General features: G+C 72.9%; 24 protein-coding genes. 13 read left to right on the top strand and 11 right to left on the bottom strand.

The annotated features are described in order from the left end of the window. The first annotated feature begins 99 nt into the window (after positions 1–99). Positions 100–2,061: an asparagine synthase (glutamine-hydrolyzing) gene (gene asnB / locus ABZV06_RS13495; protein WP_355245640.1), complete on the top strand. Its 1,962-nt coding sequence runs from the start codon at positions 100–102 to the stop codon at positions 2,059–2,061. A gap of 87 nt (positions 2,062–2,148) precedes the next feature. Here asnB and ABZV06_RS13490 read toward each other — a convergent pair whose 3' ends face one another. Next, a complete protein-coding gene (locus tag ABZV06_RS13490) occupies positions 2,149–3,297 on the bottom strand; it encodes a lytic polysaccharide monooxygenase (protein WP_355245642.1) in 1,149 nt (382 codons plus the stop codon). Between the two features lie 375 nt (positions 3,298–3,672). Here ABZV06_RS13490 and ABZV06_RS13485 point away from each other — a divergent pair, with 375 nt between their 5' ends. From ABZV06_RS13485 to ABZV06_RS13475, 3 genes are all read left to right on the top strand, one after another. Further along, a complete protein-coding gene (locus ABZV06_RS13485; protein WP_355621229.1) occupies positions 3,673–4,818 on the top strand; it encodes an XdhC family protein in 1,146 nt (381 codons plus the stop codon). A 94-nt stretch (positions 4,819–4,912) separates the two neighbouring features. Next, positions 4,913–5,848: a PfkB family carbohydrate kinase gene (locus ABZV06_RS13480; RefSeq protein WP_355621226.1), complete on the top strand. Its 936-nt coding sequence runs from the start codon at positions 4,913–4,915 to the stop codon at positions 5,846–5,848. Positions 5,849–5,936: 88 nt separating this feature from the next. Next, positions 5,937–7,763, top strand: coding sequence for an alpha-galactosidase (locus ABZV06_RS13475; RefSeq protein ID WP_355245650.1), 1,827 nt, complete (start codon positions 5,937–5,939; stop codon positions 7,761–7,763). Positions 7,764–7,868: 105 nt separating this feature from the next. Here ABZV06_RS13475 and ABZV06_RS13470 read toward each other — a convergent pair whose 3' ends face one another. Further along, positions 7,869–8,699: an MBL fold metallo-hydrolase gene (locus ABZV06_RS13470; RefSeq protein WP_355621223.1), complete on the bottom strand. Its 831-nt coding sequence runs from the start codon at positions 8,697–8,699 to the stop codon at positions 7,869–7,871. Continuing rightward, positions 8,696–9,100, bottom strand: coding sequence for a hotdog domain-containing protein (locus ABZV06_RS13465; RefSeq protein WP_355245656.1), 405 nt, complete (start codon positions 9,098–9,100; stop codon positions 8,696–8,698). The genes ABZV06_RS13470 and ABZV06_RS13465 overlap by 4 nt, the downstream gene beginning before the upstream one ends. A 138-nt stretch (positions 9,101–9,238) precedes the next feature. On the opposite strand from ABZV06_RS13465, the gene ABZV06_RS13460 reads away from it, so the two are divergent. Continuing rightward, a complete protein-coding gene (locus tag ABZV06_RS13460) occupies positions 9,239–10,288 on the top strand; it encodes a phosphatase PAP2 family protein (protein WP_355621220.1) in 1,050 nt (349 codons plus the stop codon). A 162-nt stretch (positions 10,289–10,450) separates the two neighbouring features. On the opposite strand, the gene ABZV06_RS13455 is transcribed toward ABZV06_RS13460, so the two are convergent. The 3 genes from ABZV06_RS13455 to ABZV06_RS13445 form a co-directional block, all read right to left on the bottom strand. Beyond that, positions 10,451–11,992: a PH domain-containing protein gene (locus tag ABZV06_RS13455; protein ID WP_355621217.1), complete on the bottom strand. Its 1,542-nt coding sequence runs from the start codon at positions 11,990–11,992 to the stop codon at positions 10,451–10,453. 43 nt (positions 11,993–12,035) lie between these two features. Then, positions 12,036–12,575: a PH domain-containing protein gene (locus ABZV06_RS13450; protein ID WP_355245786.1), complete on the bottom strand. Its 540-nt coding sequence runs from the start codon at positions 12,573–12,575 to the stop codon at positions 12,036–12,038. A gap of 351 nt (positions 12,576–12,926) precedes the next feature. Continuing rightward, on the bottom strand, positions 12,927–13,157 hold the full coding sequence (locus tag ABZV06_RS13445) for a hypothetical protein (protein ID WP_355245665.1): 231 nt from the start codon (positions 13,155–13,157) through the stop codon (positions 12,927–12,929). Between the two features lie 241 nt (positions 13,158–13,398). Between ABZV06_RS13445 and ABZV06_RS13440 the strand changes: the two genes are divergently transcribed. From ABZV06_RS13440 to ABZV06_RS13430, 3 genes are read left to right on the top strand one after another with little or no spacing between them, the layout of a single operon-like run. Beyond that, positions 13,399–14,505, top strand: a complete 1,107-nt coding sequence (locus ABZV06_RS13440) for a MoxR family ATPase (RefSeq protein ID WP_355621214.1) — start codon at positions 13,399–13,401, stop codon at positions 14,503–14,505. Beyond that, positions 14,484–15,485 (top strand): DUF58 domain-containing protein, encoded by a 1,002-nt coding sequence (locus ABZV06_RS13435; protein WP_355245789.1) that lies wholly within the window; start codon positions 14,484–14,486, stop codon positions 15,483–15,485. The genes ABZV06_RS13440 and ABZV06_RS13435 overlap by 22 nt, the downstream gene beginning before the upstream one ends. Then, positions 15,482–16,432, top strand: a complete 951-nt coding sequence (locus tag ABZV06_RS13430; RefSeq protein ID WP_355245671.1) for a VWA domain-containing protein — start codon at positions 15,482–15,484, stop codon at positions 16,430–16,432. The genes ABZV06_RS13435 and ABZV06_RS13430 overlap by 4 nt, the downstream gene beginning before the upstream one ends. 352 nt (positions 16,433–16,784) lie before the next feature. On the opposite strand, the gene ABZV06_RS13425 is transcribed toward ABZV06_RS13430, so the two are convergent. The 4 genes from ABZV06_RS13425 to ABZV06_RS13410 form a co-directional block, all read right to left on the bottom strand. Next, positions 16,785–18,038, bottom strand: a complete 1,254-nt coding sequence (locus ABZV06_RS13425; protein ID WP_355621212.1) for an acyltransferase family protein — start codon at positions 18,036–18,038, stop codon at positions 16,785–16,787. Further along, on the bottom strand, positions 18,035–18,931 hold the full coding sequence (locus ABZV06_RS13420) for an alpha/beta hydrolase (protein ID WP_355621209.1): 897 nt from the start codon (positions 18,929–18,931) through the stop codon (positions 18,035–18,037). Before ABZV06_RS13420 ends, ABZV06_RS13425 begins: the two co-directional genes overlap by 4 nt. Before the next feature lie 102 nt (positions 18,932–19,033). Then, on the bottom strand, positions 19,034–19,696 hold the full coding sequence (locus ABZV06_RS13415) for a response regulator transcription factor (protein WP_355621206.1): 663 nt from the start codon (positions 19,694–19,696) through the stop codon (positions 19,034–19,036). Continuing rightward, positions 19,693–20,916, bottom strand: coding sequence for a histidine kinase (locus ABZV06_RS13410; RefSeq protein WP_355621204.1), 1,224 nt, complete (start codon positions 20,914–20,916; stop codon positions 19,693–19,695). The genes ABZV06_RS13415 and ABZV06_RS13410 overlap by 4 nt, the downstream gene beginning before the upstream one ends. Before the next feature lie 155 nt (positions 20,917–21,071). Here ABZV06_RS13410 and fabG point away from each other — a divergent pair, with 155 nt between their 5' ends. The 4 genes from fabG to ABZV06_RS13390 all read left to right on the top strand — a co-directional run bounded on the left by fabG (position 21,072) and on the right by ABZV06_RS13390 (position 24,498). Then, positions 21,072–21,776, top strand: coding sequence for a 3-oxoacyl-ACP reductase FabG (gene fabG / locus ABZV06_RS13405; RefSeq protein WP_355245689.1), 705 nt, complete (start codon positions 21,072–21,074; stop codon positions 21,774–21,776). A gap of 28 nt (positions 21,777–21,804) precedes the next feature. Further along, on the top strand, positions 21,805–22,572 hold the full coding sequence (gene fabI, locus ABZV06_RS13400) for an enoyl-ACP reductase FabI (RefSeq protein WP_355621202.1): 768 nt from the start codon (positions 21,805–21,807) through the stop codon (positions 22,570–22,572). A gap of 101 nt (positions 22,573–22,673) precedes the next feature. Then, positions 22,674–23,726 (top strand): ferrochelatase, encoded by a 1,053-nt coding sequence (locus tag ABZV06_RS13395; protein ID WP_355245695.1) that lies wholly within the window; start codon positions 22,674–22,676, stop codon positions 23,724–23,726. Next, a complete protein-coding gene (locus ABZV06_RS13390) occupies positions 23,719–24,498 on the top strand; it encodes an HAD-IIA family hydrolase (protein WP_007462546.1) in 780 nt (259 codons plus the stop codon). Before ABZV06_RS13395 ends, ABZV06_RS13390 begins: the two co-directional genes overlap by 8 nt. Positions 24,499–24,887: 389 nt before the next feature. Here ABZV06_RS13390 and ABZV06_RS13385 read toward each other — a convergent pair whose 3' ends face one another. Then, positions 24,888–25,682: a hypothetical protein gene (locus ABZV06_RS13385; protein WP_355245698.1), complete on the bottom strand. Its 795-nt coding sequence runs from the start codon at positions 25,680–25,682 to the stop codon at positions 24,888–24,890. Positions 25,683–25,864: 182 nt separating this feature from the next. Here ABZV06_RS13385 and ABZV06_RS13380 point away from each other — a divergent pair, with 182 nt between their 5' ends. Further along, the gene (locus ABZV06_RS13380; RefSeq protein WP_355245701.1) at positions 25,865–26,677 is read left to right on the top strand and encodes a DUF3097 domain-containing protein; all 813 of its coding nucleotides are present in this window, start codon (positions 25,865–25,867) and stop codon (positions 26,675–26,677) included. Positions 26,678–26,775: the final 98 nt, after the last annotated feature.

Genomic DNA, 26,775 nt, shown 5'->3' with positions numbered 1-26,775 from the left:
CGGTACCGCGCGCCCGGTTCGCGGTGGTGGCGGCCGGGAGCGGCCCGGAACGACGGACGGCTGCGACGGGCCGACAGACCGCGTGGAAAGATGACCACCATGTGCGGACTCCTGGCCTTCTTCAGCGCGAACGGCAATGCCGCCGCGCACCGCGACCACATCGCCGGAGCATTGGAATGCCTGCACCACCGCGGCCCCGACGAGACAGGGGTCGAGGTGGTCGGCGACGCGTCCGGCCGGTACGCGGACGGAGTGTTCGCCCACAAGCGGCTCGCCATCATCGACGTCGCGTCGAGCCACGAGCCGCTGCCCTACGCGAACGGCCGTTACCTGCTGACCTTCAACGGTGAGATCTACAACTACATCGAGCTGCGCGACGAGCTGATCCGGGACTTCGGGGCGCAGTTCGCGACCGCCGGTGACGGCGAGGTGATCGTCGCCGGCTACCACTACTGGGGCGAGCAGGTGCTCACCCGGCTGCGCGGCATGTTCGCCTTCGTCATCTGGGACCGGCAGGAACGGCGGGCGTTCGGCGGCCGCGACTACTTCGGCATCAAGCCGCTGCACTATCTGGAGACCGCCGACGGCCTCTACCTGGCGTCGGAGAAGAAGGCGCTGCTGCCGTTCGCGCACAGCAACTACCAGGGCGACGCGGGCGTCGACGCGGCCAACCTGAGCCACTACCTGACCCTGCAGTACGTGCCGGAGCCCGGCACGCTGCACAAGGGCATCAGCCGTATCGGCTCGGGGGAGTACCTGACCTGGACCCCGGGCGGGCGGATCGACGTGCGGCGGTGGTACCGGCCGGTGTTCCGGCCCGCGCCGGTCGACGACGAGCAGAAGCTCTACCACGAGATCCGGGAGACGCTGCGCGAGAGCGTGCGCATGCACATGCGCTCCGACGTGCCGGTCGGCTCGTTTCTGTCCAGCGGCATCGACTCGACAGCGGTGGTCGCGCTGGCCCGCGAGTTCAACCCGAACATCCTGACGTTCACCGTCGGCTACGACGTCCCGGGCTACTCCGAGATCGACGTCGCCCAGGACTCGGCGCGGCACCTGGACGTCACCACCATTCCCACCAAGATCGGTCCGCAGGACATGATCGACGCGCTACCGAAGATCGTCTGGCATCTGGACGACCCGGTGGCGGACCCGGCGCTGGTGCCGCTGTACTTCGTGGCGAAGAAGGCCGCCGAGCACGTCACGGTGGTGCTCTCCGGCGAGGGCGCGGACGAGTTCTTCGGCGGTTACACGATCTACCGGGAGCCGCTGTCGCTGGGCAGCGTCAACGGTCTGCCCGGCGGTGTGCAGAAGGGGCTGCGCGCGGTCTCCAAGGCGATTCCGCAGGGCGTCAAGGGCAAGAGCTTCCTGGAGCGCGGCACCACCCCGATCGAGGAGCGTTACTACGGCAACGCCCGGATGTTCACCGAGGAGGAGAAGCAGCACCTGATGCGCCGCTACGACCCCTCGGTGCGCTACACGGACGTCACCGCCCCGATCTACGCCGAGTGCACCGAGCTCGACGACGTCACCAAGATGCAGTACGTCGACCTCTACACCTGGCTGCGCGGCGACATCCTGGTCAAGGCCGACCGGATCTCGATGTCGCACTCGCTGGAGGTGCGGGTGCCGTTCCTCGACCGGGAGGTCTTCGACGTCGCGGCGAAGATTCCGGTCGATTTGAAGCTGCCGCCGCGCTCCGACGCCACCAAGTACGCGATGCGCCAGGCGTTGCAGGGCGTCGTCCCGCCGGCGATCGTCAACCGCAAGAAGCTGGGCTTCCCGACCCCCACCCGGGTCTGGCTGCGCGGCGAGATGTACGAGTGGGCCCGGCACGTGCTGAGCACCTCCGGCGCGGGTGACCTGCTCGACCTGTCGTACGCGCTGCGGCTGCTCGACGAGCACAAGCGGGAGGAGGCCGACCACTCCCGCAAGGTGTGGACGGTGCTGATCTTCTGCATCTGGCACGCCATCTTCGTGGCCAAGACGCTCGACCCGGGCATCCAGCGCAACCAGTCGGCCCTGCTGACGAAGCCGGTGGTCGGCTCCATGGTCCGCTGACCCACGGACCCCACCCTGTCGATCAAGAGGTTTGCGTCATCGGAAGCGCTCCGGATGACGCAAACCTCTTGATCATTTCAGGGGACCTCAGCGACGGGCGCAGGTGACCGTCGGGAGGCTGTTCGTTCCCGTGCTGCTGGCCAGGAAGCCGAACGACGTCGTGCCTTCCGGCGCGACCGTGCCGTTGTACTGGACGTTCGTCGCGGTCACCGAGGCGCCGGACGTCGTCTGGGTGGCATTCCAGACCTGGTTGATCACTTGTCCGCTGGGCCAGGTCCAGCTCGCGGTCCAGCCGGAGAACGGCGTGCTGCCGTGGTTCATGATCGTGACCTCGCCCTGGAATCCGCCCTGCCAGGTGCTGGTCACCTTGTAGACGGCCATGCAGTCACCGCTGGACGGCGGAGGCGTGGTCGGCGGCGGGGTGGTCGGCGGCGGCGTGGTGGGCGGGGGAGTCGTCGGCGGCGGGGTGGTCGGCGGCGGGGTGGTCGGCGGAGGCGTGGTGGGCGGCGGGGTGGTCGGGTTCGACCCGCCCGGACCCACACCGGTCACCTGACCGCTGCCGCCGTCGAAGGTCACGTCCGAGCAGCCGAAGAAGTTCTCCTGCGAGTCCGAACGCACCCAGCGGGAGTAGATGATGTGCCGGCCGCTCTTGCCCGACGGCAGGTTGCCGCTGAAGTAGTAGTGACCGTCGTTGGTGCCGACCGCGCCGCGCTGCGGCGGGTTGGTCACTGTCAGGAACGGCTCCTCCAGGTCACTCCAGGCCAGCGCGCGGGTGGGGCTCCAACTGTCCTTCGTCACGTAGAAGTAGAAGGTGCCCGGGTGGTGCGCCCAGTTGCTGTACTTGAAGTCCAACCGCGCGCCGGACGTCAGGTGGGTCAGCGGCCAGTCGGTGCGGGCCAGGTCGTAGCCCCGGTAGCCGGTGTTGCCACCGCTGCACAGCTGACCGTCCGGAATGAAGCCGGTGGTACGGCCACCGGCGTCGGAGCGCAGCACGCTGAACCAGTTGTAGAGCGAGTTCGTGCCGCTCTGCGCCACGGCGGCGGCACAGGCCGGGTTGTTCGGCCTGATCTCGCCGGTCTGGCTCATGCCGTCCTGCCAGCAGAGGTAGGTGCGGCTGCCCGGCGTCATCGCCGCGCCGTGCGCGGCCGCCGGTTGTGGACTGGACGCCAGGGCTACGGCGCCCAGCGCAAAGGTCAGGGCCGCGGTGAGCACTGCGGCCGTACGGGAACGGTTCACGGGTTCTCCTGACTCGGGAGGCGTGCCGCCTGGGCCGCCCCGCCGCAAGCGGATACGACGATCACCCTGGCGCGCCCCGGCAGAAGATCGGCCGGGGGACACGCGCCATCGACGGTCCTGTCCTGGACCGGTGCCCTCGCGTCTAACCAACCCGGCAACCGGTGGCGCGGCAGCCCTCGCACCGCCCGGTACGCGTCATCCCACCACGCCGCCCGTCGCCGGCGCAATAGTCGGTCCTCGATGTGTCAATCGCGGCGGGCACCCATGCCGGGCTTGTCCGTCCTCCGATCGGCCCCGCCCGTTCTCTCCTATAGTGATGGTCTGCCTTCCTACGGCGACGACGGCCGTCCGAGCAGACGAAGGGGGCGGCAGCGCGTGCCCGACGTGTTCGACGAGCTGCACCGCCGCTGCCGGGCCGGCGAGTCGGTCGCCCTGGCCACCGTGGTCGCCACCTGGCGATCCGCGCCGCAGCCGCCCGGGGCCGCCATGCTCGTCGCTGCCGACGGGTCGGTCACCGGCAGCGTCTCCGGCGGCTGCGTCGAGGCGGACCTCTACGAGCGGGCCCGCCACGTGCTCGACACCGGCGTACCGGAGTTGGTCCACTACGGCGTCAGCGACGACGAGGCGTACGCGGTGGGCCTGACCTGCGGCGGCATGCTGGACGTGTTCGTCCAACGGTTCGACGACGACGCCCTGGCGCAGCTCGACGTGGTCGCCGCCGCGCGGCAGGCCGGCGAACCGGCCGCGGTCGTCACCTGCGTGGCCGCCGACGCGGGCGACACCGCGGCGTCGGCCGATCCGGCGGGGCGGCTGGGCCGTCGGCTGGTGTTGACCGCAGGGCAGGTGACGGGCTCGCTCGGCGACGACCGGCTGGACGACGCCGCGGTCGACGACGCGCGCGGGCTGCTCGCCGCCGGGCACAGCGGCGTCCTGCGGTACGGCTACCAGGGGCAGCGCCGGGGCAGCGGCCTGAGCCTGTTCGTGGCCGCGTACGCGACCCCGCCCCGGATGATCGTCTTCGGGGCGATCGACTTCGCGGCGGCGGTGGCCCGCATCGGCGCGTTCCTCGGTTACCGGGTGACCGTCTGCGACGCCCGGCCCGTCTTCGCCACCGGCCGGCGCTTCCCGGAGGCGCACGAGGTGGTGGTGCAGTGGCCGCACCGCTACCTGCGGGACGAGGTCGACGCCGGCCGGGTCGACCGGCGCACCGTCGTCTGCGTGCTCACCCACGATCCGAAGTTCGACGTGCCGCTGCTGGAGCTGGCCCTGCGCCAACCGCTGGCGTACGTCGGCGCGATGGGCTCGCGGCGCACCCACGACGAGCGGCACAAGCTGCTCCGCGAGGCGGGGCTCGCCCCCGAGCAACTCGACCGGCTCGCCTCGCCGATCGGGCTGGACCTCGGTGGTCGTACCCCCGAGGAGACCGCGGTCAGCGTGGCGGCGCAGATCGTCGCCGCCCGCTGGGGCGGCAGCGGACGCCCCCTGGCCGCGCTCGACGGACCGATCCACCACCCGGGCTGAGCGCGGCCCGGGCCTTCGCCGCTCGCCGGGCCGCGCGCTGTGCCAGCCTGGTTGCAGACGGCCGTCGCGGCCGCGGACGACGAGGGGAACTCCGATGGGGTACGCGCTGGTGCTCGGCGAGGCGCTCGTCGACCTGCTCGACAGCGAACTCGACGGGGAACGGGTCTACCGGCAGGCCATCGGTGGTGGCCCGCTCAACGTCGCCGTCGGGGTGACCCGCCTCGGCGGGGCGGCGCAGTTCGTCGGCTCGCTCGGCGACGACGCGCTGGGCGGGCGGATCCGCGGCTTCCTGACCGAGGTCGGGGTGGGCCTGGCCGGGGCGGTCACGGTGCCCGTGCCGACCACGCTCGCGGTGGTGACGTACGCGGGCCCGGAACCGGACTTCCGCTTCTACGGCGAGCCACCCTCGTACGGGCTGCTCGGCCCGGACGACCTGGACCTGGCGCTGACCGAGGGCGCCGACGTGCTCTACTGCGGCTCGATCGTGCTGCTCGAGCCGGGCACGCTGGCCGCCGCCCGCAGGGCCTGGTCGCTCGCCACGGGTCTGCGGGTCCTCGACCCGAACGTCCGCCCGCGACTGCTCGACGGGCCGGCCGCGCTGGACGGGCTGCGACGGGTGGTGGCGGAGTTCGCCGCGGGAGCGCACCTGGTCAAGCTGAGCAGCGCCGATGCCGGGCTGCTGTATCCGGGTGAGCCGGTCGAGGGGGTGGCCGCGTACCTGCGGGAGCTGGGGGCCTCCACGGTGGTGGTGACGCTCGGCGCGGCCGGCGCGGTGCTGGCCGCCGCCGAGGCCGACCCCGTGCGGGTGCCGGCCCCGAAGGTCGACGCCGTCGACGCCACCGGCGCCGGTGACTCGGTCATGGCCGCGTTGATCGCCGGCCTGCTGCGCGACGGCGAGCCGGCCGACCCGGCCGGCTGGGTGGACTCGGTGGCGTTCGCGCTGCGGGTCGCCGGCCTGGTCTGCGAGTCGCCGGGCGGGGCCACCGCCATGCCCACGCGCGCCGACGTCGAGCGCCGCTTCGGCGGCTGAGGAGCGGTGACGACTGGTTGACGGCCACGTTATGTGAACGTTAACATCGGCGTCTGCCTATTTCCAGCGTGTTATCCGGGAGGCTCCGATGAGACTCGTCCTGGTACCACCGGCATTCCGCCGCCTCGCCGCCATCCTCGTCGTCGTCCTGGTGGCCGCAATCGGCGTGGCAGCCAGTCCGCCGGAGCGGGCGCTCGCCTGGGACAACGAGACAGCCAGCACCCCGCCGATGGGGTGGAACAGCTACGACTCGTTCAACTGGAGCGTCACCGAGGCCGACGTACGGGCCAACGCCGACTACATGGCCACCAACCTGCGCCAGGTCGGCTGGCAGTACGTGGTGATCGACTGGGCCTGGTACTACCCCGGGCGACACAACAACAGCCCCAACCAGGACTCGAACCTGCAACCCCGGCTCGGCATGGACGGCAACGGGCGGCTGCTGCCCGACACCACCCGGTTCCCCTCCGCGGCGGGCGGCAACGGGTTCAAGCCCCTGGCCGACTACATCCACGCGCAGGGACTGAAGGTCGGCGTCCACCTGATGCGGGGCATCCCCCGCCAGGCGGTCGCCGACAACGTCCCGATCCTCGGCACCACCTGCCGCGCCAACCAGATCAACAACAGCACCACGGCGGCCTGGCTCAACCTCATGTGGGGCCTCAACATGTCCAACCCCTGCGCGCAGAGCTACCTGGACTCGGTGTTCCAACTGCTGGCGTCCTGGGGGATCGACTTCGTCAAGGTGGACGACATCGCCGCCCCGACCTACCGCCAGGCGGAAATCGAGGGCTACAAGCTGGCCATCCAGCACAGCGGCCGTCCCATGGTGCTGAGCCTGTCGCCGGGCGCGACCCCGCTGGCCAGTGGGGGCCACGTCCAGGCCAACGCGCACATGTGGCGGATCGTCAACGACCTGTGGGACAACTGGTCGTCCGTCGACGCCCTCTTCGACCAACTCCGCAACTGGACCCCGTACCGCGCCACCGGCGCGTGGCCCGACCCGGACATGATCCCCATCGGCCGCCTCTCCAAGTACGGGCCGGTCGGATCGCCGCGCTACTCCAACCTGAGCGCGGACGAGCAGCGCACCCTGATGACGCTCTGGGCGATCAACCGGGCGCCGCTGATGTGGGGCGGCAACCTGGTGGAGAACCGCGCCTCGGATCTGGCGTTGATGACGAACGCCGCAGTCCTGGCCGTCGACCAGAACAGCGCGAACAACCGTCAGCTCTCCGGCGGCACGCGGCAGGTGTGGACCGCCGACGTGCCGGGCAGCACCGACCGCTACGTCGCCCTGTTCAACCGCGAGAGCAGCGCGGCGAACGTCTCGGTCAACCTGGCCGACCTCGGAATCGGATCGGCCACCGTGACCGACCTGTGGTCCGGCGCGTCCCTCGGCACGGTCAACGGCACGCTCACCCGCTCCCTGCCGGCCCACGGTGCCGGGCTGTACCGGCTGACCCCGGGCACCACGGTGCCGGTGCCGTCCGCGTACACCCTCACCGCCCAGCACAGCGGGAAGCTGCTGGACGTCTCCAACAACGCGACGAACGACGGCGCCGACATCGTGCAGTGGGCCGCGAACGGGCAGCCCAACCAGCGGTGGCGGTTCCAGGACGCCGGCGGCGGCTACCAGACGGTGATCAGCGCGCACAGCGGCAAGTGCCTGGACGTGTACGGCGGCGCGAGCGCCACCGGCGACGGCGTCCGCGTGACCCAGTGGACCTGCAACGGCGGCACCAACCAGCAGTGGCGCGTGCAGGACCCAGGCACGGGCGCGGTACAGCTCATCGCCAGGCACAGCAACAAGTGCCTGACCATCCTCAACGCCGCCACCACCGACGGCGCCCGCGCCGTCCAGTCCACCTGCACCACCGGCACCAACCAACAGTGGCGCCGCACGGGGGTCTAGCTCCGCCCTCTCCTTCGCGCCGATCTTGCACTTCCTGTTGACAATATGTCCCTTATCCGGGGCTATGTCGCCGCAGGAAGTGCAAGATCGGCGGGGGTTGGGCGCTCAGCTTTCGCCGTTGAGCTCCCGGTAGCCGCGGCGGGCGGCGATCAGGGCCGCTCGGGCACCGAAGGGCGCCTCGGCGGCCACCCGCTCCGGGTGCGCGTCGCCGGTGTGCGCGGCCCGGATCAGCCAGGCCAGCCGCACCAGCTCCGCGTGCTGGGCGCGCACGAAATCGACGTCCACCGGATCGCCGTGACCCGGCACGACGACCGTGCGCGCGGTCGTCAGCCGCAGCAGGTCCGCGACCGCGTCCGGCCACTGCAGGGGGTACGAGTCCTCGAAGGCGGGCGGACCACTCTGCTCCACCAGGTCGCCGGCGACGAGCACATCGGCGTCGGGAACGTGCACCACCAGATCGGCGTCGGTGTGCCCACGTCCAGGGTGCCGCAGCACCACCCGTCGAGAACCCAGGTCGAGCGTCGTCTCGGTGTGCACCGTGTGCGTCGGGGCCAGCAGCGGAGTGTCCGCCAGATCGGCGGCCAGCTCCGGGTGCTCCGCGCGCACCTCCTCGTACGCCTCCCGGCGCAGCCGCTCCGGCTCGTCGTGCAGGGCGGCGGCGGCCCGCTCGTGCGCGTACACCGGGCGTGGTGGGTCGCCGGCCAGGACGGCGTTGCCGAAGCAGTGGTCGTAGTGGTGGTGCGTGTTGACGAGGGTCAGCGGACGGTCGGTGACCGCCCGGACGGCCTCGGCCAGCTCGGCGGCCTGCCCGGCCGAGGAGAGCGTGTCCACCAGCAGCGCCCCGTCGTCGCCGACGACGAGCGTGACGTTGACCCGCAGCAGGGGCTCGTCCCGCACGTACACCCGGTCGGCGACCTCGACGAACCCGGCGCTCACGACGACCGCCCGGCCCGGTCGACGAAGCGTTGCCGGTCCACCAGGAGGCGGTCCACCCGGCCCCGCGCCACCGTCTGGTCGCCGTCGGCGACGGTCACCTCGAACGACAACCGTCGACCGTCGACCGTCGCCAGCAGCGCCTGCGCCCGTACCGTGCGGCCCACCACCGTCGGCGCGAGATGCTCCAACTCGACCCGGATGCCCACTGTCGTCGACCCGGGCGGCATCGCGCTGGCCGTGGCCGCGACGGTGGCGGCCTCCGCGAGCGCGAGCGCCCGGGGTGTGCCCAGCACCGGTACGTCCCCCGAACCGACCGCCTGGGCGGTGTCCGCGTCGGTGACGATCAGCTCGACCTGGGCGGTCAGACCCGGCGCGAAGGCCGGCTCGGGCTGCTCCTGCATGGTCGCCAGCCTAGGTGCTCCCCGAGCCTGCCGAAGACCCGCCCGGCGATCCCGGCGCCGCCCACCCTCCACCCGTGCGGCGCCTCGACGGGTGGTACCCGTCGGTCGATGCCGTAGCCGTCGTTAACCTTGACCGCGATGGCCGTCGTGACTGACCCCCAGCCCCCCGCCCGGACCGACCCACCCGCGTCCCCGGAAGCGGGCCGCCGGCGCATCGTCGCCATGACGATCTGGGCGGTCGCCTTCGTCGCCGCGTGGCTCGGCATCGGTCTACCCACCGACCCGGCGTACGCCTTCGTCTGGATCTGGCTCGGGACCATCGCCTGGCACAGCGACCGCCCGTGGCGCAGCCACCTGCGCTTCGCCCGGGACTGGGTACCGGTGGTGCTGCTGCTTGCCGCGTACAACCTGTCGCGCGGGTTCGCCGACAACGGCGCCACCCCGCACGCCATGGAGTTGATCGTCGCCGACCGGTTCATGTTCGGCTGGGCCACCGGTGGGGAGGTGCCCACCGTCTGGCTGCAGGAGCACCTGTACCGCCCGCAGGTGCACTGGTGGGACATCGCGGCGAGCTGGGTGTACTTCTCGCACTTCGTGGTGGCGCTGGCCGCCGCCGCCGTCCTCTGGCTGCGCGACCGGCACCGCTGGGCCGCCTACATGCGGCGCTGGGGTTTCCTGTGCGCCGCCGGGCTGGCCACCTACTTCATCTATCCGGCCGCCCCGCCGTGGTGGGCCGCGCAGAACGGCCTGCTCACCGAGGTCGCCCGGATCTCCACCCGGGGCTGGAAGGTGTTCGGGATGCACGGCGCCGGCAACGTGCTCAACGCCGGCCAGATCGCCTCGAACCCGGTCGCCGCGATGCCGTCGCTGCACACCGCGTGGGCGCTGTTCGTGGTGCTGTTCTTCCTGCACACCACCCGTCGCCGGTGGTGGCCACTACTGCTCGCGTACCCCCTGGCGATGACCTTCACCCTGGTCTACTCCGGCGAGCACTACGTGATCGACGTGCTGGTGGGCTGGACGTACGTCGGGCTGACCTACCTGGTGGTCGGCCTGGCCGAGCGCGGCTGGAGGACCTGGCGCGCCCACCGCGCCACCCAACCCCCCACCACACCCGTCACGACCGCACCCCAACCCCCACCCCCACCCACCGAAACCCCAACCCCGCCCATCCCGGCCAACCACTAACCCGCCCCCGCCCCCGCCCGGCCTCCGCCCGGTTCCGGCCTCCGCCCCTTCCCCGGTGATCATGAAGTTATTGCTCCTCGCGTCGGCGTGTCGGGGCAATAACTTCATGATCAACCGGGGTGGAGTGGGGTTGGGGTTGGGGGTTGGGTGGGGGTGGGGTGGTTAGCGGGGTGGGGCTGGGGTTTGGTGGCGGGCGGCGGTTGCTCGGGTGGTCAGTTCGGCCGCCAGGGACCAGGCCTCGGCGAGGTCGCGGTCCTGGGCCGCCGCGCCCGAGCCGCCGGCCGTGTCCGCGTACACGGTGGCCAGCCCCAGCCGACGCTGCACCGGCCCCTGCACGACGCGCACGCTCTGGATCCGCGCGTACGGCACGATCGCCAGCTCCCGGGTGAGCAGCCCGGACCGGGTGGCGAAGACCCGTTCGAAGAGGCCCGCACCGAGCGCGCCGCGTCCGAGTGGGTGCAGCCAGCGCGTCCGGGGCGGTGGCGGGCTCAGTGTGAGCGCGTCCAGGCGTACGGCGGGTAGCACCTCGCCGACGATCATCGTGGCGGTCGGCAGGTCGCCCACCGGCAGCAGTCGGTCCGGCCGGTTGCGGTCGTCGGCCTCCGCGATCGAGTAGCCGGCCACCTCCAACCTCAGTCGCAGCCAGTCGTTGACCCGCCACAGCAGCGGCCACGTGGCCCGTACGGTCTGGACCCGGTCCAGCGGCACGGTCTGCGCCCGGGTCTCCAGCAGGCCGTTGTGCACCCGCAGGGTGCCGCCGTCGCGGGCCAGCCGGAAGTTCCAGTCGTCGAGGACCCGGCGGATCGGTTGCAGCAGCACACCGGCCATCGCGGTGAGCGTGCTGGCCACCGCGATGAACGACCACGACCCGGCGGTGACGAACTGCACCACGACGAATGCCACACCGAACGGGAGCAGGAACGCCTGCGGGGTGAGCAACTGGCTGACCAGCAGGTTCTTGTTGCGTACCGCATGCAGTGGCCGGCCCGGCACGGCCGTCGCCGCCTCGGTCGGCGTCGCGGGCGCGGTGGTGTCGGGTGCCGCCGTCCGCCCGGCGAGCGCCAGCAACCGCGCGCGCAGGCGGGCCGCGTCGGCCACCCCGAGGTACGCCAGCGGCGCCTCGGTCTTGCCCCCGCCGACGACCTCCAGGCGCAGCTCGGCCAGGCCGGTGAGCTGGGCGAGCAGGGGCCGGACCACCTCCACGGCCTGCAACCGCTCCAACGGGATCGCCCGGGTACGCCGCCACAGCAGCCCCTCGTACACCCGCAGCTCACGACCCACCACGTGGTAGCCGGTGTTGTACCAACTGATCACCGACAGCACCGTCGCGCCGAGCGCCAGCACCACCACCATGGCGGCGAACCAACCGAAGCCGACCCGCGACAGGGTCGACCAGGACAGGCCGGCGATCACCACGACCAAAGACTTGGCACCGTGCAGCAGCGGGCTGAGCGGGTGCAGCCGTTGCCGAGGCTCGCCGTCACCGCCGCCCCCCGGCGCCGGCCAGGGCTGAACCGCCTGCGCTGGCCCGACGGGGTACGGCGACCCAGCGGCCTGCGGTGGTCCGACCGGGTGCGGTGGTCCGACCGGCTGTGGCGTGCCGGGCGGCTGTGGCCAGCCGGGCGGGTGTGGCGTGCCGGGCGGGAACGCGCCGCCGTCGGAGGGTGGCGGTCGGGTGCCCGGCTCGACGGGGCTCTCGCTCATCGGGCCGGCTCCCGGCGTCGCCGACGGTCGCCCGCGCGGCCGGTCACAGCCCCTCCGCCCGATCCTCGCCGAGCGCGGTGAGCCGGTCGCGCAGTCGGGACGCCTCGGCCGGACGCAGGCCGGGTACCCGTGCGTCGCTGGCGGCTGCGGCCGTGTGCAACTGCACGGTGGCCAGGTCGAAGGCGCGTTCCAGCGGGCCGGCGCTCACGTCGACGAACTGCATGCGGGAGTACGGGACGATCGACAGCCGACGGACCAGCAGCCCGTGGCGCACGAGCAGGTCGTCGTCGCGCTCGGCGTAGCCCCAGGCGCGTACGGCCCGGACGATGGCAGTGGCCCGCCACGCGCCGAGCACCAGTACGACGGCGAGGGCGAGACCGAACAGCCAGTGGCCGCTCAGCGCCCAGCCGATAGCGGTGACGGCCAGGCCGACGGCCACCACGAGCGCGAGCCGGATCAGCTCCACCCAGATCAGGTCGGCGGAGATCGGCTGCCACTGGACGGTGTCCGGCCACGGCTCCAACGGGCCGTGTCTCGACCCGGCGGGGTCGCGCCCGGCCGGCAGGAGCCCGGGGGGCGGCAGGTCGGGCGGCGACGAGGGGACGTCGTGGTGGCTGTCGGACGGGGGAACGGCGTTCGGGGGCAACGGGGCTGGCGACGACACGTCCGGGGGAGACGGGTCCGGGCCGAGCGTGCCGGGCGCGGGGAATGCGCCGGGCGCGGGGAATGCGCCGGGCGGCGGCGCGACGCCGGGCGGCGCAGCGGCTGGGGAGGTCGCCCGGGTCGGGGCGGTGGGGCCGGGCAGGGCCGGTGGGGCGTCGGGGTCGGGGGAGGTCGGGATTTCGGCGCGGTCCTCCGCGCTCACCGATGGGATCCGTTCTGCGCGTCCCGCGCCGCCGCGCGAGACGCCACGCTGCTGTGCCTCATCGCTCGCTCACATGTCGAGGGTAGGCGATCCGGACACCGGAGTGACGGTACGGAGGAAGCCCCGGGCGTCCAGGAACGCCCCGAGGGTGTCGCGGTGCTCGGCGCAGGCCAGCCACGTCTTGCGCCGATCGGCGGTGTGCAGGCGGGGATTGTTCCACTCCAGCGCCCAGACGGCGGGGGCGCGGCAGCCCCGGGCCGAGCAGACCAGGGCTTCGTCGGCAGGGGTGGGGGCGCTCATCCGGGCCAGTCTAGGGCGGCCGGACGGAAAAGTTTGAGCGCCGGGCGGCCACGGGGGGAGCCGCCCGGCGACGGGATGAATCGTACACACGGCGGCCCGGTCCCTGTCCACCCGTGACGCGCGATTCGGTGGTCGGGACGGCGCGGCGAATTTCGGCTTCTCCCCACCTCGGCACTCAGGAAGGCATGCGAGTCTTGATACCGCATCAGCCGCGACGACCGACGAACGCTGTGGAGGACCGGTGGCCCAGCCGACCACGCCCGACGCCCCGACGCCGAACGGGGTGGCACCGCAGGCGCCCGCCCCGGTGACCACGCCCGCGCAGGACGCCACCCTGCTGGAGAAGGCGTTGTTCGAGATCAAACGGGTGATCGTCGGCCAGGACCGGATGGTCGAGCGGATGTTCGTCGCGCTGCTCGCCCGCGGCCACTGCTTGCTCGAAGGCGTGCCCGGCGTCGCCAAGACCCTGGCCGTGGAGACCCTCGCCAAGGTCGTCGGCGGGTCCTTCGCCCGGGTGCAGTTCACCCCGGATCTGGTGCCGGCCGACATCATGGGCACCAGGATCTACCGGCAGTCGAGCGAGAAGTTCGACGTGGAGTTGGGCCCGGTCTTCGTCAACTTCCTGCTCGCCGACGAGATCAACCGTGCGCCGGCCAAGGTGCAGTCGGCGCTGCTGGAGGTGATGAGCGAGCGGCAGGTGTCCATCGGCGGCGAGAGCCACCGGGTGCCCGACCCGTTCCTGGTGATGGCCACCCAGAACCCGATCGAGCAGGAGGGCGTCTACCCGCTGCCGGAGGCCCAGCGGGACCGCTTCCTCATGAAGATCGTGGTGGGCTATCCGACCGACGCCGAGGAGCGGGAGATCGTCTACCGGATGGGCGTTGCCGCGCCGGAGCCGACGGCGGTCTTCGACACCCCCGAGTTGATCGCCCTGCAACGCAAGGCCGACCAGGTCTTCGTGCACAACGCGCTTGTCGACTACGCGGTACGTCTGGTGCTGGCCACCCGCGCGCCCGCCGAGCACGGCATGCCGGACGTCGCCCAGCTGATCCAGTACGGCGCCAGCCCGCGCGCCTCGCTCGGTCTGGTCCGGGCCACCCGGGCGCTGGCGCTGCTGCGGGGCCGCGACTACGCCCTGCCGCAGGACGTGCAGGACATCGCCCCGGACATCCTGCGGCACCGGTTGGTGCTCAGCTACGACGCGCTCGCCGACGACGTGCCGGCCGATCACATCGTCCAGCGGGTGATGTCGACCATCCCGCTCCCGTCGGTCGCACCCCGGCAGCAGGCCACCCCGCCGTCGACCGTCCCACCGCCTGGCGCGGGCTGGCCCGGGCAGCGGCCGTGACCTCACCCACCCCTCGACCCGCCCCTCTGGCCGACCGCAGCGAGGCCGTGCTGTCCCGACTCCAGTTGCTGGTCACCCGCAAGCTCGACGGTCTGCTGCAGGGCGACTACGCCGGCCTGCTCCCCGGGCCGGGCAGCGAGGCGGGGGAGTCGCGGGAGTACCGCCCCGGCGACGACGTACGCCGGATGGACTGGCCGGTGACCGCGCGGACCACGACCGCGCACGTGCGGCGGACGGTCGCGGACCGGGAGTTGGAGACCTGGTTGGCCCTGGACCTCTCGGCCAGTCTGGACTTCGGCACCGGGCAGTGGCTCAAGCGGGAGGTGGTGGTGGCGGCCGCCGCTGCCATCACCCACCTGACCGTGCGCGGCGGCAACCGCATCGGCGCGGTGATCGGCACCGGTGGCGGCGCGTCCGCGCCGGCGCGGCGCTGGCGGGGTGGCCCGCCTCCGGCCGGTCCCGGCGCGTTCACCCGCCTGCCGGCCCGCTCCGGTCGCAAGGAGGCGCAGGGCCTGCTGCGTACCGTCGCCCGTACGGCGATCCAGCCCGGTCGAGGTGACCTGGGAGCACTCGTCGACATGCTCAACCGCCCGCCTCGGCGGCGCGGGGTGGCCGTGGTGGTCTCGGATTTCCTGGCACCGGCCGAGCAGTGGGCCCGGCCCATGCGCAAGCTGCGCGTACGGCACGACGTGCTGGCGATCGAGGTGGTCGACCCGCGTGAGCTGGAGCTGCCCGACGTGGGGGTGCTGCCGGTGGTCGACCCGGAGAGCGGTGAGCTGCACGAGGTGCAGACCGCGGACCCCCGGCTGCGGCAGCGCTACGCCGAGGCCGCAGCCGCCCAACGGGCCACGATCGCCGCCGCGCTGCGCGGTGCCGGCGCGGCCCACCTGCGTCTGCGTACGGACCGAGACTGGCTGCTGGACATGGTGCGTTTCGTGGCCGCGCAGCGGCACGCGCGTACCCGGGGGACGACACGATGATCCGTTTTCTGCAACCGTGGTGGCTGCTGGCCGTGCTGCCGGTGCTGGCGCTCGCCGCGTTCTACGTGTGGCGGCAGTTGCACCGCCGGGCGTACGCGATGCGGTTCACCAACGTGGACCTGCTGCGTACCGTTGCGCCGAAGGGCCTCGGCTGGCGGCGGCACGTCCCGGCGACCGCGTTCCTGCTCTGCCTGCTGGTGCTCGCCACGGCCCTGGCCCGGCCGGCGATGGACACGAAGGAGCCGCTGGAGCGGGCGACCGTGATGCTCGCCATCGACGTGTCGCTGTCGATGCAGGCCGACGACGTGGCGCCGAACCGGTTGGAGGCCGCGCAGGAGGCGGCGAAGCAGTTCGTGGCCGAGCTGCCGGAGAGCTACAACCTGGGCCTCGTTTCGTTCGCCAAGGCGGCGAACGTGCTGGTGCCGCCGGGCAAGGACCGGGACGCGGTGACCGCCGCGATCGAGGGTCTGGTGCTGGCCGAGGCGACCGCGACGGGCGAGGCGGTGTTCACCTGCCTGGAGGCGATCCGGTCGGTTCCGGCCGACGGTGCGGCGGGTGTCCCACCGGCGCGGATCGTGCTGCTGTCGGACGGTTTCCGGACCTCCGGCCGGTCGGTGGAGGAGGCGGCCGCCGCCGCGCAGGCGGCCAACGTGCCGGTCTCCACCATCGCGTTCGGCACGGACACGGGTCAGGTCGACATCGGCGGGCAGCTCCAGCGGGTGCCGGTGGACCGGCTGGCCCTCGCCGAGCTGGCCGAGACCACCGAGGGCTACTTCTACGAGGCTGCCTCGGTGAGCGAGCTGAAGCAGGTCTACCAGGACATGGGCAGCTCGATCGGTTTCCGCACCGAGCCGCGCGAGGTGACGCAGTGGTACGCCGGGGTGGCGCTGCTGCTGGCGCTCTGCGCCGGCGCGCTCAGCCTGCTCTGGTCGTCGCGGATGCTCTGACCGAAGGCCGGGTCAGCGGATGACCTGAGCCGACCGGGTCAGCAACGGCCAGGGGAGGGACGGCCGGTGGTGGTCAGTGACCGCCGCCGGCCAGGACGAAGACGACGGCCACCCAGACGGCGGCGAGGGTGAAGCCCAGCGGGGCGACGTAGCGGCTCATGGACAACTCCGAGTGGCGGCTGGACGGTCCGCGTGCGGGGGCGGACCGCAGGGGGTGGGGACGCGCACACGAAGTCGTGACCGGGCGGCTCCCGGCGACCGTCCGGTGACCGGACGGTGCGGCACACACCACGGCGTTCGCCGAGGTGGTGGGGGAGCGGAGCGGGGTCAGCTCGCCAGACTGAGTCGTGGCTCAGCGGGGCTGACCATCGGCCCGGCCACGACTGGGAGGATCGCTATCTCGCACAGCGATCACCTCCTGAAAGTCGGCCCGGTCCGAACGTCGATGATCGTACACCTGCGTCGGCGCGGGCACGCACTCGGCCGACCGGCCGGCGAGCGCTCCACCGCCCGGCCGGCGCGACCCGCCGGGGCGGTCCGTCGACCCGCTCCGGCGACCCGTACGCACCACCGTGGCCAGCGCCGCGGCCAGCAGCGGCAGCCAGCAGCACCGGGCCAGCAGCCACCCCGGACCGTCCGGTGCGGTGTGCAGCCCGGGTAGGGGCAGGCCGCCTCGTGCGGTGAGCGCGGTCACCCCGACCAGCACCGGTTGGTGCCACAGGTAGATCCGCACGGCATCGCTGTTCAACCTGCTCACCACCCGCGCGGGCAGCGGTCGGGCCAGCAACCGCTCCCACCCTGGTCGGGCCAGCAGGCCCACCCCGACCTGGGCGACCGCGAGCGCCACCGCCAGCAGCGACGGCGGGTTGAGGTTGGACACCCCGGCCCCGGGCACCCCGACCGCGCTGACCGGGTAACCCGCCGCCAGCAGCACGGCCAGCGTGACGCCCCCGCCCGCCGCCAGCAGGGCGGCCGTCCGCCGTCCACCCAGCCGCCCGTCGGCGTACGCCAGGCCGAGCAGGTACGGCACCGACCAGGCCGCCACCACGCTGACCGGCGGCACGGTGACACCGTCCGGCAGCAGACGGACCACGAGGTCGCTCACCGCCACCACGGCCACCGCCGGCAGCGCGCAGCGTGTGACCCCCCATCGGCGTACGGCCGCACGCAGCGGGCCGCTCGACGCGACGAGGAGCAGCAGCGGCGCCAGGAACCACAGCGGACTGACCGCGAGCCGCAGCCCCACGGCGAGCGTGTCGTCCGGTGCCCCCGCCACCGTGGCGGCCAGCAACACCGCGGCACCCGTGCCGAGCAGCGCCACCGCGGGCAGCAGCAGCCGACGCGTCCGGCGGGCCAGCCAGCCGCCCCACCCGCCCCGGTGCCCGGCCAGCGACCGTGCCGAGCCGAAGCCGGCGGCGAAGAAGAACAGGCCGAGCGTCTGCAACACCCAGGTGACCGGGGCCAGGCCGGGCAGCGTGGCCAACGGACTGGCCTGGTGCAGGCCGCCGTCCCCCGCCAGCACCAGACCGGTGACCAGCCAGTGCCCGAGCACGACCCCACCGATCGCGTACGCCCGCAGCGCGTCGACCGCCCGGTCGCGGTTCACCGCGCCTCCTCGACCGGCCCGGTGCCCAGCACGACCTCCGCGAGCGCGCCCAGCGTGGCGCTGCCCGTCGCCAGGTAGCCGTCGTGCCCGGACACCCCGTCCGCCGGCAGCGGCCGGGCGCCGAACGCCGGGTCGCCCGGGCGACGCCCGTACCCGAGACCGGGCAGCCGCACCCCCGGCACCCGGCGGATCCAGTCGGAGGACGCCTCGGCCGCCCAGAACCGCAGGCCGTCGCGCAACTCGTCGGCCCGCTGCACCCCCGCGCCGACACCGCCGAGGCTCACCACGTCGCCGACCTGCGCCGGGGCGTGCGCCGCCGCGAGCGCCGCCACCAGCGCCCCGTAGCTGTGCCCGATCACCGTGATCGTCGCGGTGGGACGCCGCGTCGCCAGCTCCCGCAGCAGCCCGGCCAGCCCGACCGCCCCGCGCCGGGCGCTCGCGTCGCTGACGGCGGCCACCACCCCGTCGGGCGGGTCGTAGCCGAGCCAGGCCAGCACCGCGACCCGCGCCGACGGGTCGGTCGAGCGCAGCCGCCGATACAGCTGCGCGGCCTGTACCGCCGGCGCGCGCCCGGCCACCCCGCCCAGCCCCCGGTCGAAGTCGGCGAGCGTGCTGCCCACCCCCGGCACCAGCACCGCGATCCGGTCCGCGTCGGCCAGGTCGCCGAGCACCTCCACCGCGCGGCCGTCACCGCGCGCGTCGAAGGTCAGGAACCGGCGTCCGTCGGCCACCCAGTCCGCGTACGGGTGGCCGGCCGCGCGCATCGCCGCCGCCGTCACCGGGTACGCCTCGACGAACCCCGCAGCCGCGACCGGCTCCGGTCTGCTGGGCAGAATCAGGTTCACGCCGAGCAGTGCGCTCAGCGCCACACGGGCGGCACCTCGTCGTCGCATGCGCGTTCTCCCCTTCCGGAATGTCGTCCGGAGGGAGAGTGCGGTGGCGTACGGGTCGCGGGCGTCGTGCCGGGGAGCCGCCTTGCGGGTAGCTCCCCGGTGCTACTCGCCGGCGGCGACCAGACCGGTCTCGTACGCCAGCACCACGGCCTGGGCCCGGTCACGCAGCCTGAGCTTGGCGAGGATTCGCCCGACGTGCGTCTTCACCGTCTGCTCGGCCACCACCAGGTCGCCGGCGATCTCCGCGTTGTTGCGGCCCCGGGCGATCAACCGCAGCACCTCGGTCTCACGGGGGGTCAGCCCGGCCAGGTCGGTGGGGCGGGGCCGGCGGCGGTCCGGGCGGGCCGCGAACTCGGCGATCAGCCGGCGGGTGACCGCCGGGGCGAGCAGCGCGTCCCCGGCCGCGACCACCCGTACCGCCTGCACCAGATCGGCCGCCGGGGCGTCCTTGAGCAGGAAGCCGCTGGCACCGGCCCGCAGCGCCTCGTACACGTAGTCGTCGAGGTCGAACGTCGTGAGGATGAGCACCCGGGGGCGCTGTGCCGACCGGTCACCCAGCAGCTTGCGGGTGGCCTCCAACCCGTCCAGGACCGGCATCCGCACGTCCATCAGCACCACGTCCGGGTCGAGCCGGCGGGCGGCGGCCACGGCCTGCGCGCCGTCGGCGGCATCGCCCACCACGAGCAGGTCCGGCTGGGCGGCGAGCAGCGCGCCGAAGCCCTGACGGACCATCGCCTGGTCGTCGGCGATCAGCACCTTGATCATGCGTCTGCGCTCCCCACCTCGTACGGCAGTTCGGCCACCACGGCGTACCCGCCGTCGGGCAGCGGTCCGGCGGTGAACGTACCGCCCAGCGAGGTCGCGCGCTCCCGCATGCCGGTCAGCCCGTGTCCCGGGCTGCCGTCGACGGTCGGTCGGACGTCGGGCCGGGAGTTGTCGACGCGTACTCCCAGACCGGACGGACCGGAACGGACGGTGACGCGCACCGCGGCGCCGGGCGCGTGCCGGGCCGCGTTCGCCAGGCCCTCCTGGACGATGCGGTACGCGGCCAGGCCGACCGGTGCGGGCACCGGCCCCGACGGGCCGGCTTCCAGGGTGACCGGCAGCCCGGCACGACGGGCCGCGTCCACCATCGCGCCCAGGTCGGCCAGGTCGGGTTGCGGGGTGGTCTGCGGCCCGCTGGCCTCGCTGCGGAGCACTCCCAGCAGCCGCCGCATGTCGGTCAGCGCGTCGCGGGCCGAGCCGGCGATGGCGACGAACTCCGCGGCGGCGGGGGCGGGCACGTCGCCGAGTCGGTACGGCGCGGTCTCGGCCTGCACGGCGATCAGCGACATGTGGTGCGCCACCACGTCGTGCAGCTCGCGGGCGATCCGGGTGCGTTCCTCCAGGACGGCGCGACGCTCCTGCTCCCGCTCGCTCAGCTCGGTCTGCGCCGCCAGAGCCCGCCGGGACAACCTGTTGTGTCGGTACAGGTCGCCGACGATCGCCAGCGCGCCGAACAGCAGCAGGACAGGCACCCGGTTGTCGGGGTGGACCAGAGTGAACACCGGCACCGTGCTGATCGCCACCACCCAGGCCAGCACCGGCCGGTCGACCCGCGCGACGACCACCGCCAGCACCGCGACCGACCCGAGCGCCAGCGGCGGGGTCCACGGCCAGGCCTGGTCGGCGGGCGCGTTGAACGTGCACACCAGCAGGGCCACCACCGTCAGCCGCCAGGCCAGCAGCGGAAACCGGGGCAGCGCCAGCAGCGGCGCCACGGTCATCGCCGCGAACAGCAGCGCGACCGGCGTCGGCAGGCCCCACTCGCTTTCCACGGTCAGCGTGATGAGGAACAGGCCCAGCGCGGCGAGCAGCCCCACCGGGGCGGCGTAGCGGGCCAGCCTGGGCCACCGGGCCAGCACCGACCGTTCGGGTGGGGCGTCCAGGCCCCACAGGGTCTGCCGCAGGGCGCCGAGGGTCACGGCGATCGGTTGCCGGCTCACCACCCGGAGGCTACGGGCCGAGGGCGCCACCAGGCGTGCCCCCGCAGGTTGATCCCCACGTCGTACCTTGGTGGGACGCCACACCCGTTAGCGCTTACTTGCGGGTAACGCCTAGGCTCCGAGCCGTCCGTGCTGTGCACTCGCAAGGAGGAACCGTGGCCCGTACCGTGCTGGTGACCGGTGGCAACCGGGGAATCGGCCTGGCCATCGCGCAGGCCTTCGCCAAGCAGGGCGACCGGGTGGCGGTCACCCACCGCAGCGGCGAGGCCCCCGACGGGCTGTTCGGCGTACGGGCCGACGTCACCGACGCGGCGTCGCTCGACGCCGCGTTCACCGCCGTCGAGGCCGAGCTGGGCCCGGTCGAGGTGGTCGTCGCCAACGCCGGCATGACCGACGACACGCTGCTGCTGCGGATGTCCGAGGAGCAGTTCACCACCGTGGTCGACACCAACCTCACCGGCGCTTTCCGGGTCGCCAAGCGCGCCTCCGGCAAGATGCTGCGAGCCAAGTGGGGCCGGATGATCTTCATTTCCTCGGTGGTGGGCCTCTCCGGCGGCGCGGGTCAGGTCAACTACGCCGCCAGCAAGGCCGGCCTGGTCGGCGTCGCCCGTTCGATCACCCGCGAGCTGGGCAGCCGCAACATCACCGCGAACGTGGTGGCGCCGGGCTTCATCGACACCGACATGACCGCCGGCCTGTCCGACGACCGCAAGGCGGAAATCCGCAAGTCCATCCCGGCCGGCCGGATGGCCAGCCCGGACGAGGTGGCCGCCGTCGTCACCTGGCTGGCCTCGGACAGCGCCGGGTACGTATCCGGCGCCGTGATCCCGGTCGACGGCGGCCTCGGCATGGGCCACTGACCTTCTCTGACTACGGAGGAAACCCTGCATGTCCGGACTGCTCGCTGGTAAGCGGCTGCTCGTCACCGGTGTCATCACCGACGCCTCGATCGCCTTCTCGGTGGCGAAGATCGCCCAGGAGAACGGCGCTCAGGTCGTACTCACCGGCTTCGGCCGGCTCTCCCTGGTCGAGCGGATCGCCAAGCGGCTGCCCGAGCCCGCGCCGGTGATCGAGGTCGACGTGACCAACGCCGAACACCTGGCCAGCCTCGCCGACCGGGTCCGCGAGCACGTCGACGGGCTCGACGGCGTCGTGCACTCGATCGGCTTCGCGCCGCAGAGCTGCCTCGGCGGCGGCTTCCTCGACGCGCCGTGGGAGGACGTGGCGACCGCCCTGCACGTGTCGACCTACTCGTACAAGTCCCTCGCCATGGCGGCCCTGCCGCTGATGTCGGCCGGCGGCGCGGTGGTCGGCCTGACCTTCGACGCCAGCAAGGCGTGGCCGGTCTACGACTGGATGGGCGTGGCCAAGGCCGGCCTGGAGTCCACGTCCCGCTACCTGGCGATGCACCTGGGCAAGCAGGGCATCCGCAGCAACCTGGTCGCCGCCGGACCGCTGCGTACCATCGCCGCCAAGTCGATCCCCGGCTTCGACCAGTTCGAGACCGCCTGGAGCGAGCGCGCCCCGCTCGGCTGGAACCTCACCGACCAGGAGCCCGCCGCGCGGGCCTGCCTGGCGCTGCTGTCCGACTGGTTCCCGGCCACCACCGGCGAGATCGTGCACGTCGACGGCGGCTACCACGCCATCGGCGCCTGACGCTCTCATCGGCGACGCCCCCGAGGGCCGCGCGCGTGACCTACGCGTCCGGACCAGGGGGCGTCGCCGGGCCGTCGTGGGCGAGGGGCAAGAATGACCCCATGGTGTACGACGCGGTGGTGCTGGTGTCCTTCGGCGGGCCCGAACGGCCCGAGGACGTGATGCCGTTCCTGCAGAACGTGACCCGCGGCCGCGGCGTGCCGCCCGAGCGGCTGGCCGAGGTCGCCGAGCACTACCAGCACTTCGGCGGGGTCTCCCCGATCAACCAGCAGAACCGTGAGCTGCTGGCGGCCCTGCGCGCCGACTTCGACGCGAACGGCATCGACCTGCCCGTGTACTGGGGCAACCGCAACTGGGACCCGATGCTCGCCGACACCGTGACCCGGATGCGCGACGACGGCGTGACCCGGGCGCTTGCCTTCGTCACCAGCGCGTACGGCGGCTACTCGTCCTGCCGGCAGTACCAGGAGGACATCGCCGCCGCCCGCGCCGCCGTCGGGCCGGACGCGCCGGTGATCGAGAAGTTGCGGCAGTTCTGGGACCACCCCGGGTTTATCGAGCCGCACGTCGACGCGGTCCGGGCCGCCCTCGCCCAGCTCGACCCCGCGAAGCGGGACACGACCCGACTCGTGTTCACCGCACACTCCATCCCCACCTCGATGGCGGCCAACGCCGGCCCGCGCGGCGGCCGGTACGAGGCGCAGTTGCGCGAGGCCGCCCGGCTGGTGGCCGAGGCCGCCGCCCCCGACCTGGAGTACGACCTGGTGTGGCAGAGCCGGTCGGGCCCCCCGCACGTACCGTGGCTCGAACCCGACATCAACGACCACCTCGGCGTGCTCGCCGAGGGCGGCACCACCGGCGTGGTGGTCAGCCCGATCGGGTTCGTCTCCGACCACCTGGAAGTCGTGTGGGACCTCGACACCGAGGCCCTGGAGACCGCCAAGCAGCTCGGCCTGGACTTCGTCCGGGCCGGCACCCCGGGCACCGACCCGCGCTTCGTGACCATGATCCGTGAGTTGGTCATTGAACGCACCGACCCGGACGGCGCGCAGCTGCGCCGTCGCCTCGGCGACCTGCCGATGTGGGACACCTGCCCCACCGTCTGCTGTGTACCGACCCGTCGACCGACGCCTGCTGGGGGCACCGATGCATGACCGCAAGCCCGTGCAGAGCTGGCTCACCGACATGGACGGCGTGCTGGTGCACGAGGGTCAGCCGGTGCCCGGAGCGCCGGAGTTCATCAACCGGATGCGCGCCTCCGGCAAGCCGTTCCTGGTGCTGACCAACAACTCGATCTACACGCCGCGTGACCTCACCGCCCGGTTGAGCCGGATGGGGCTGGACGTTCCGGAGGAGTCGATCTGGTCGTCCGCGCTGGCCACCGGCCAGTTCCTCGCCGACCAACGCCCGGGTGGAACCGCGTACGTCATCGGTGAGGCCGGCCTGACCACGGCGCTGCACGCGGTCGGGTACGTGCTCACCGACTTCGCCCCGGACTACGTGGTGCTCGGCGAGACCCGCACCTACAGCTTCGAGGCGATCACCAAGGCGGTCCGGCTGATCAACGACGGGGCCCGCTTCATCTGCACCAACCCCGACGTCACCGGCCCGTCCGTGGAAGGCGCGTTGCCGGCCGCCGGCTCGGTCGCCGCCATGATCTCCAAGGCGACCGGGGTGGAGCCGTACTTCGTCGGCAAGCCCAACCCGATGATGATGCGATCGGCGCTGAACACGATCAACGCGCACTCGGAGACCACCGCCATGATCGGCGACCGGATGGACACCGACATCCTCTGCGGCCTGGAGGCCGGGCTGGAGACCATCCTGGTGCTCACCGGCATCAGCAGCCGCACCGAGGCCGAGCGGTACCCGTACCGCCCGTCCCGCATCATCAACTCGGTCGCGGACCTGCTCGACGAGATCTGACGACCGCGCCGCGCGGCGGCGCACCGTGCGGTCCGACGGCGGCACCGTGCGGTCCGACGGCGGCGTCGTGCGGCCAGACGGCCGTGCCGTCCAACGGCTGTGCGGTCCGACGGCGGCGGGGGCGTGGGTGGGTGAGACGTCCTTTGCTCTGCTTCAGCGGAGGAAACGCTCGTGGCCTTCCGGTGTCGCCTTGGTTGAAGCAGAGCAAAGGACGCGTGCAGAGCGCCGGGCGGGTGGCAGAGCGGCAGGCCGGGTACAGAGCGCAGGACGCGAGCAGAGCCATGGGCGTCTGCGGACGCGACCAGGGCTGAGATCGGGCGTACCCCAGCCCCGACGTGATGGCCTTCTGGATCAAGCGACCGGCGGAGCCGCAGCGTCGCCGGACCGGGTCAGGGACGTAGGGGTGCGTTGCAGGCGGCTACCAGTGCCTGGCGGCAGGCCGTGGTGAGAGGGCGGAGCGCGGCGTCGCGCTGCTGGGCCTCGTAGTTGTTGATGGCGCCACCGGGAGCGGCGTGCCCGGCCAGCGCGAGCACCCGGTCCAGCACGGCGGCCCGGGCGAACAGCCGGCGCGCCCGTGGGTCGAAGCCGGGCGGCAGGTCGGTGGCGCCGTCGGGGCGGCGCAGAGCGGCCAGCGCGCCGGCCAACTCGGGCCGCCACTGCGCCACGTCGAGCCGGGTCAGCGCGGCCGTCGTCTCGGCCAGAGCGGCGGCCAGCTCGGCCTCTGCCTCGGCGGCGCCGGGCAGCGACAACGAGGCGGCCGGAGCGTCGGCCGGCAGCGGGTACACCCGCCACAGCACCGTCTCGAAACAGTCCCCGGAGCCGGAGGTGTGACTACGCACGTGTGGGATCAGGCCCAGCCCGCCAGCCACCACCGCCTCACCCGCCACCAGCGCCGCCCCGGCGAAGTCCCCGGGACCGGGAAGGCCCCGCGGGTCACCCGGCGCGGGCAGCACCAGCCGGATCTCGTCGGGGGAGAGCTTGGCCAGGGTGGGCAGCGCGGCACCCAGCGGGACGTCGGTCCAGGTGCCGGGGGCGTCCGCGACGAGGTGCTCCTCGTCACCGGCGATGGCGTCGGCGACCTCGTCGTACGGCACCAGCCCGGCGCGCCACGCGCGCACCCAGGCAACGAACCGGCTCGACCGGCGCGGCGCAAGCGTGGCCGCGCCCGTTGCGGGGGTGGACATGCCGAAAGGGTACGTGGTGATCGGTGGCCCTGTCTCGGCTGCCGCTCCGGCCGCCCTGCCTGCCCCGAACTGCCCCCTTCGCCCCATCCGCTGCCCGTCCTGCCCCGCCGGTCCCCGCTGTGCTCACGCGGGGACGGTGTGTCGGAGTGAGCGCGTCGGTGGTGGGGGTTAGCGTGATCGACATGGCGGGGCGATACGGCGAGGACGTGCTGGCCGGAGACTGGCGGCGACGAAAGGTCACCCCCGAGGTGGACGCCGAACCGGATCTCGTGGTCGAGGATGCCGACTCCGGGTTCTGTGGAGCGGTGGTGGGCTTCGAGGCCGGCGCGGTGGTGTTGGAGGACCGGCACGGTAAGCGGCGCAACTTCCCGCTGCTGCCGGCGGCATTCCTGCTCGACGGCCGGCCGGTGACGCTGCGCCGCCCGAGCCGCGCGCCGGTGCCGGCGGCCCGCCGACGGACCGCGTCCGGTTCGGTGGCCGTGGACAACGTCCGCGCCCAGGTGGCGAAGGCCAGCCGGATCTGGGTCGAGGGCATCCACGACGCCGCGCTGGTCGAGCGCATCTGGGGCGACGACCTGCGGATCGAGGGCGTGGTCGTGGAGCCGCTGGACGGCATCGACGATCTGGACGCATCCGTTCGCGACTTCGGCCCCGGCCCGACCCGACGACTCGGCGTACTCGTCGACCACCTGGTGCCGGGCAGCAAGGAGAGCCGGATCGTCGCCCGGGTGACCTCGCCGTACGTGCTGGTGACCGGCCACCCCTACGTGGACGTGTGGCAGGCGGTCAAGCCGGCGGCGTTGGGCATCGCGGCCTGGCCGGTGGTGCCGCCGGGGCGGCCGTGGAAGGAGGGGGTCTGCGCGGCCCTCGGGGTGGCCGAGCCGGCCGACATGTGGCGGCACATCCTGTCCCGGGTGAACAGCTTCGCCGACGTCGAGACCCCGCTGATCAACGCCATGGAGCGCCTGATCGACTTCGTCACCGAGCCAGCCTGACCCACCGCCCGGCCCAGCCGCCCGCACGATCCGCTCAGTTTCGGTAATGTTGCTGCCTCACCGCGCGACGAGGCAGCAACATCAGTGATATTGCGCGG

This window comes from Micromonospora sp. NPDC005172 (assembly GCF_040608555.1).
Lineage (GTDB): Bacteria > Actinomycetota > Actinomycetes > Mycobacteriales > Micromonosporaceae > Micromonospora.
This window is presented reverse-complemented; position numbering and strand designations above follow the sequence as displayed.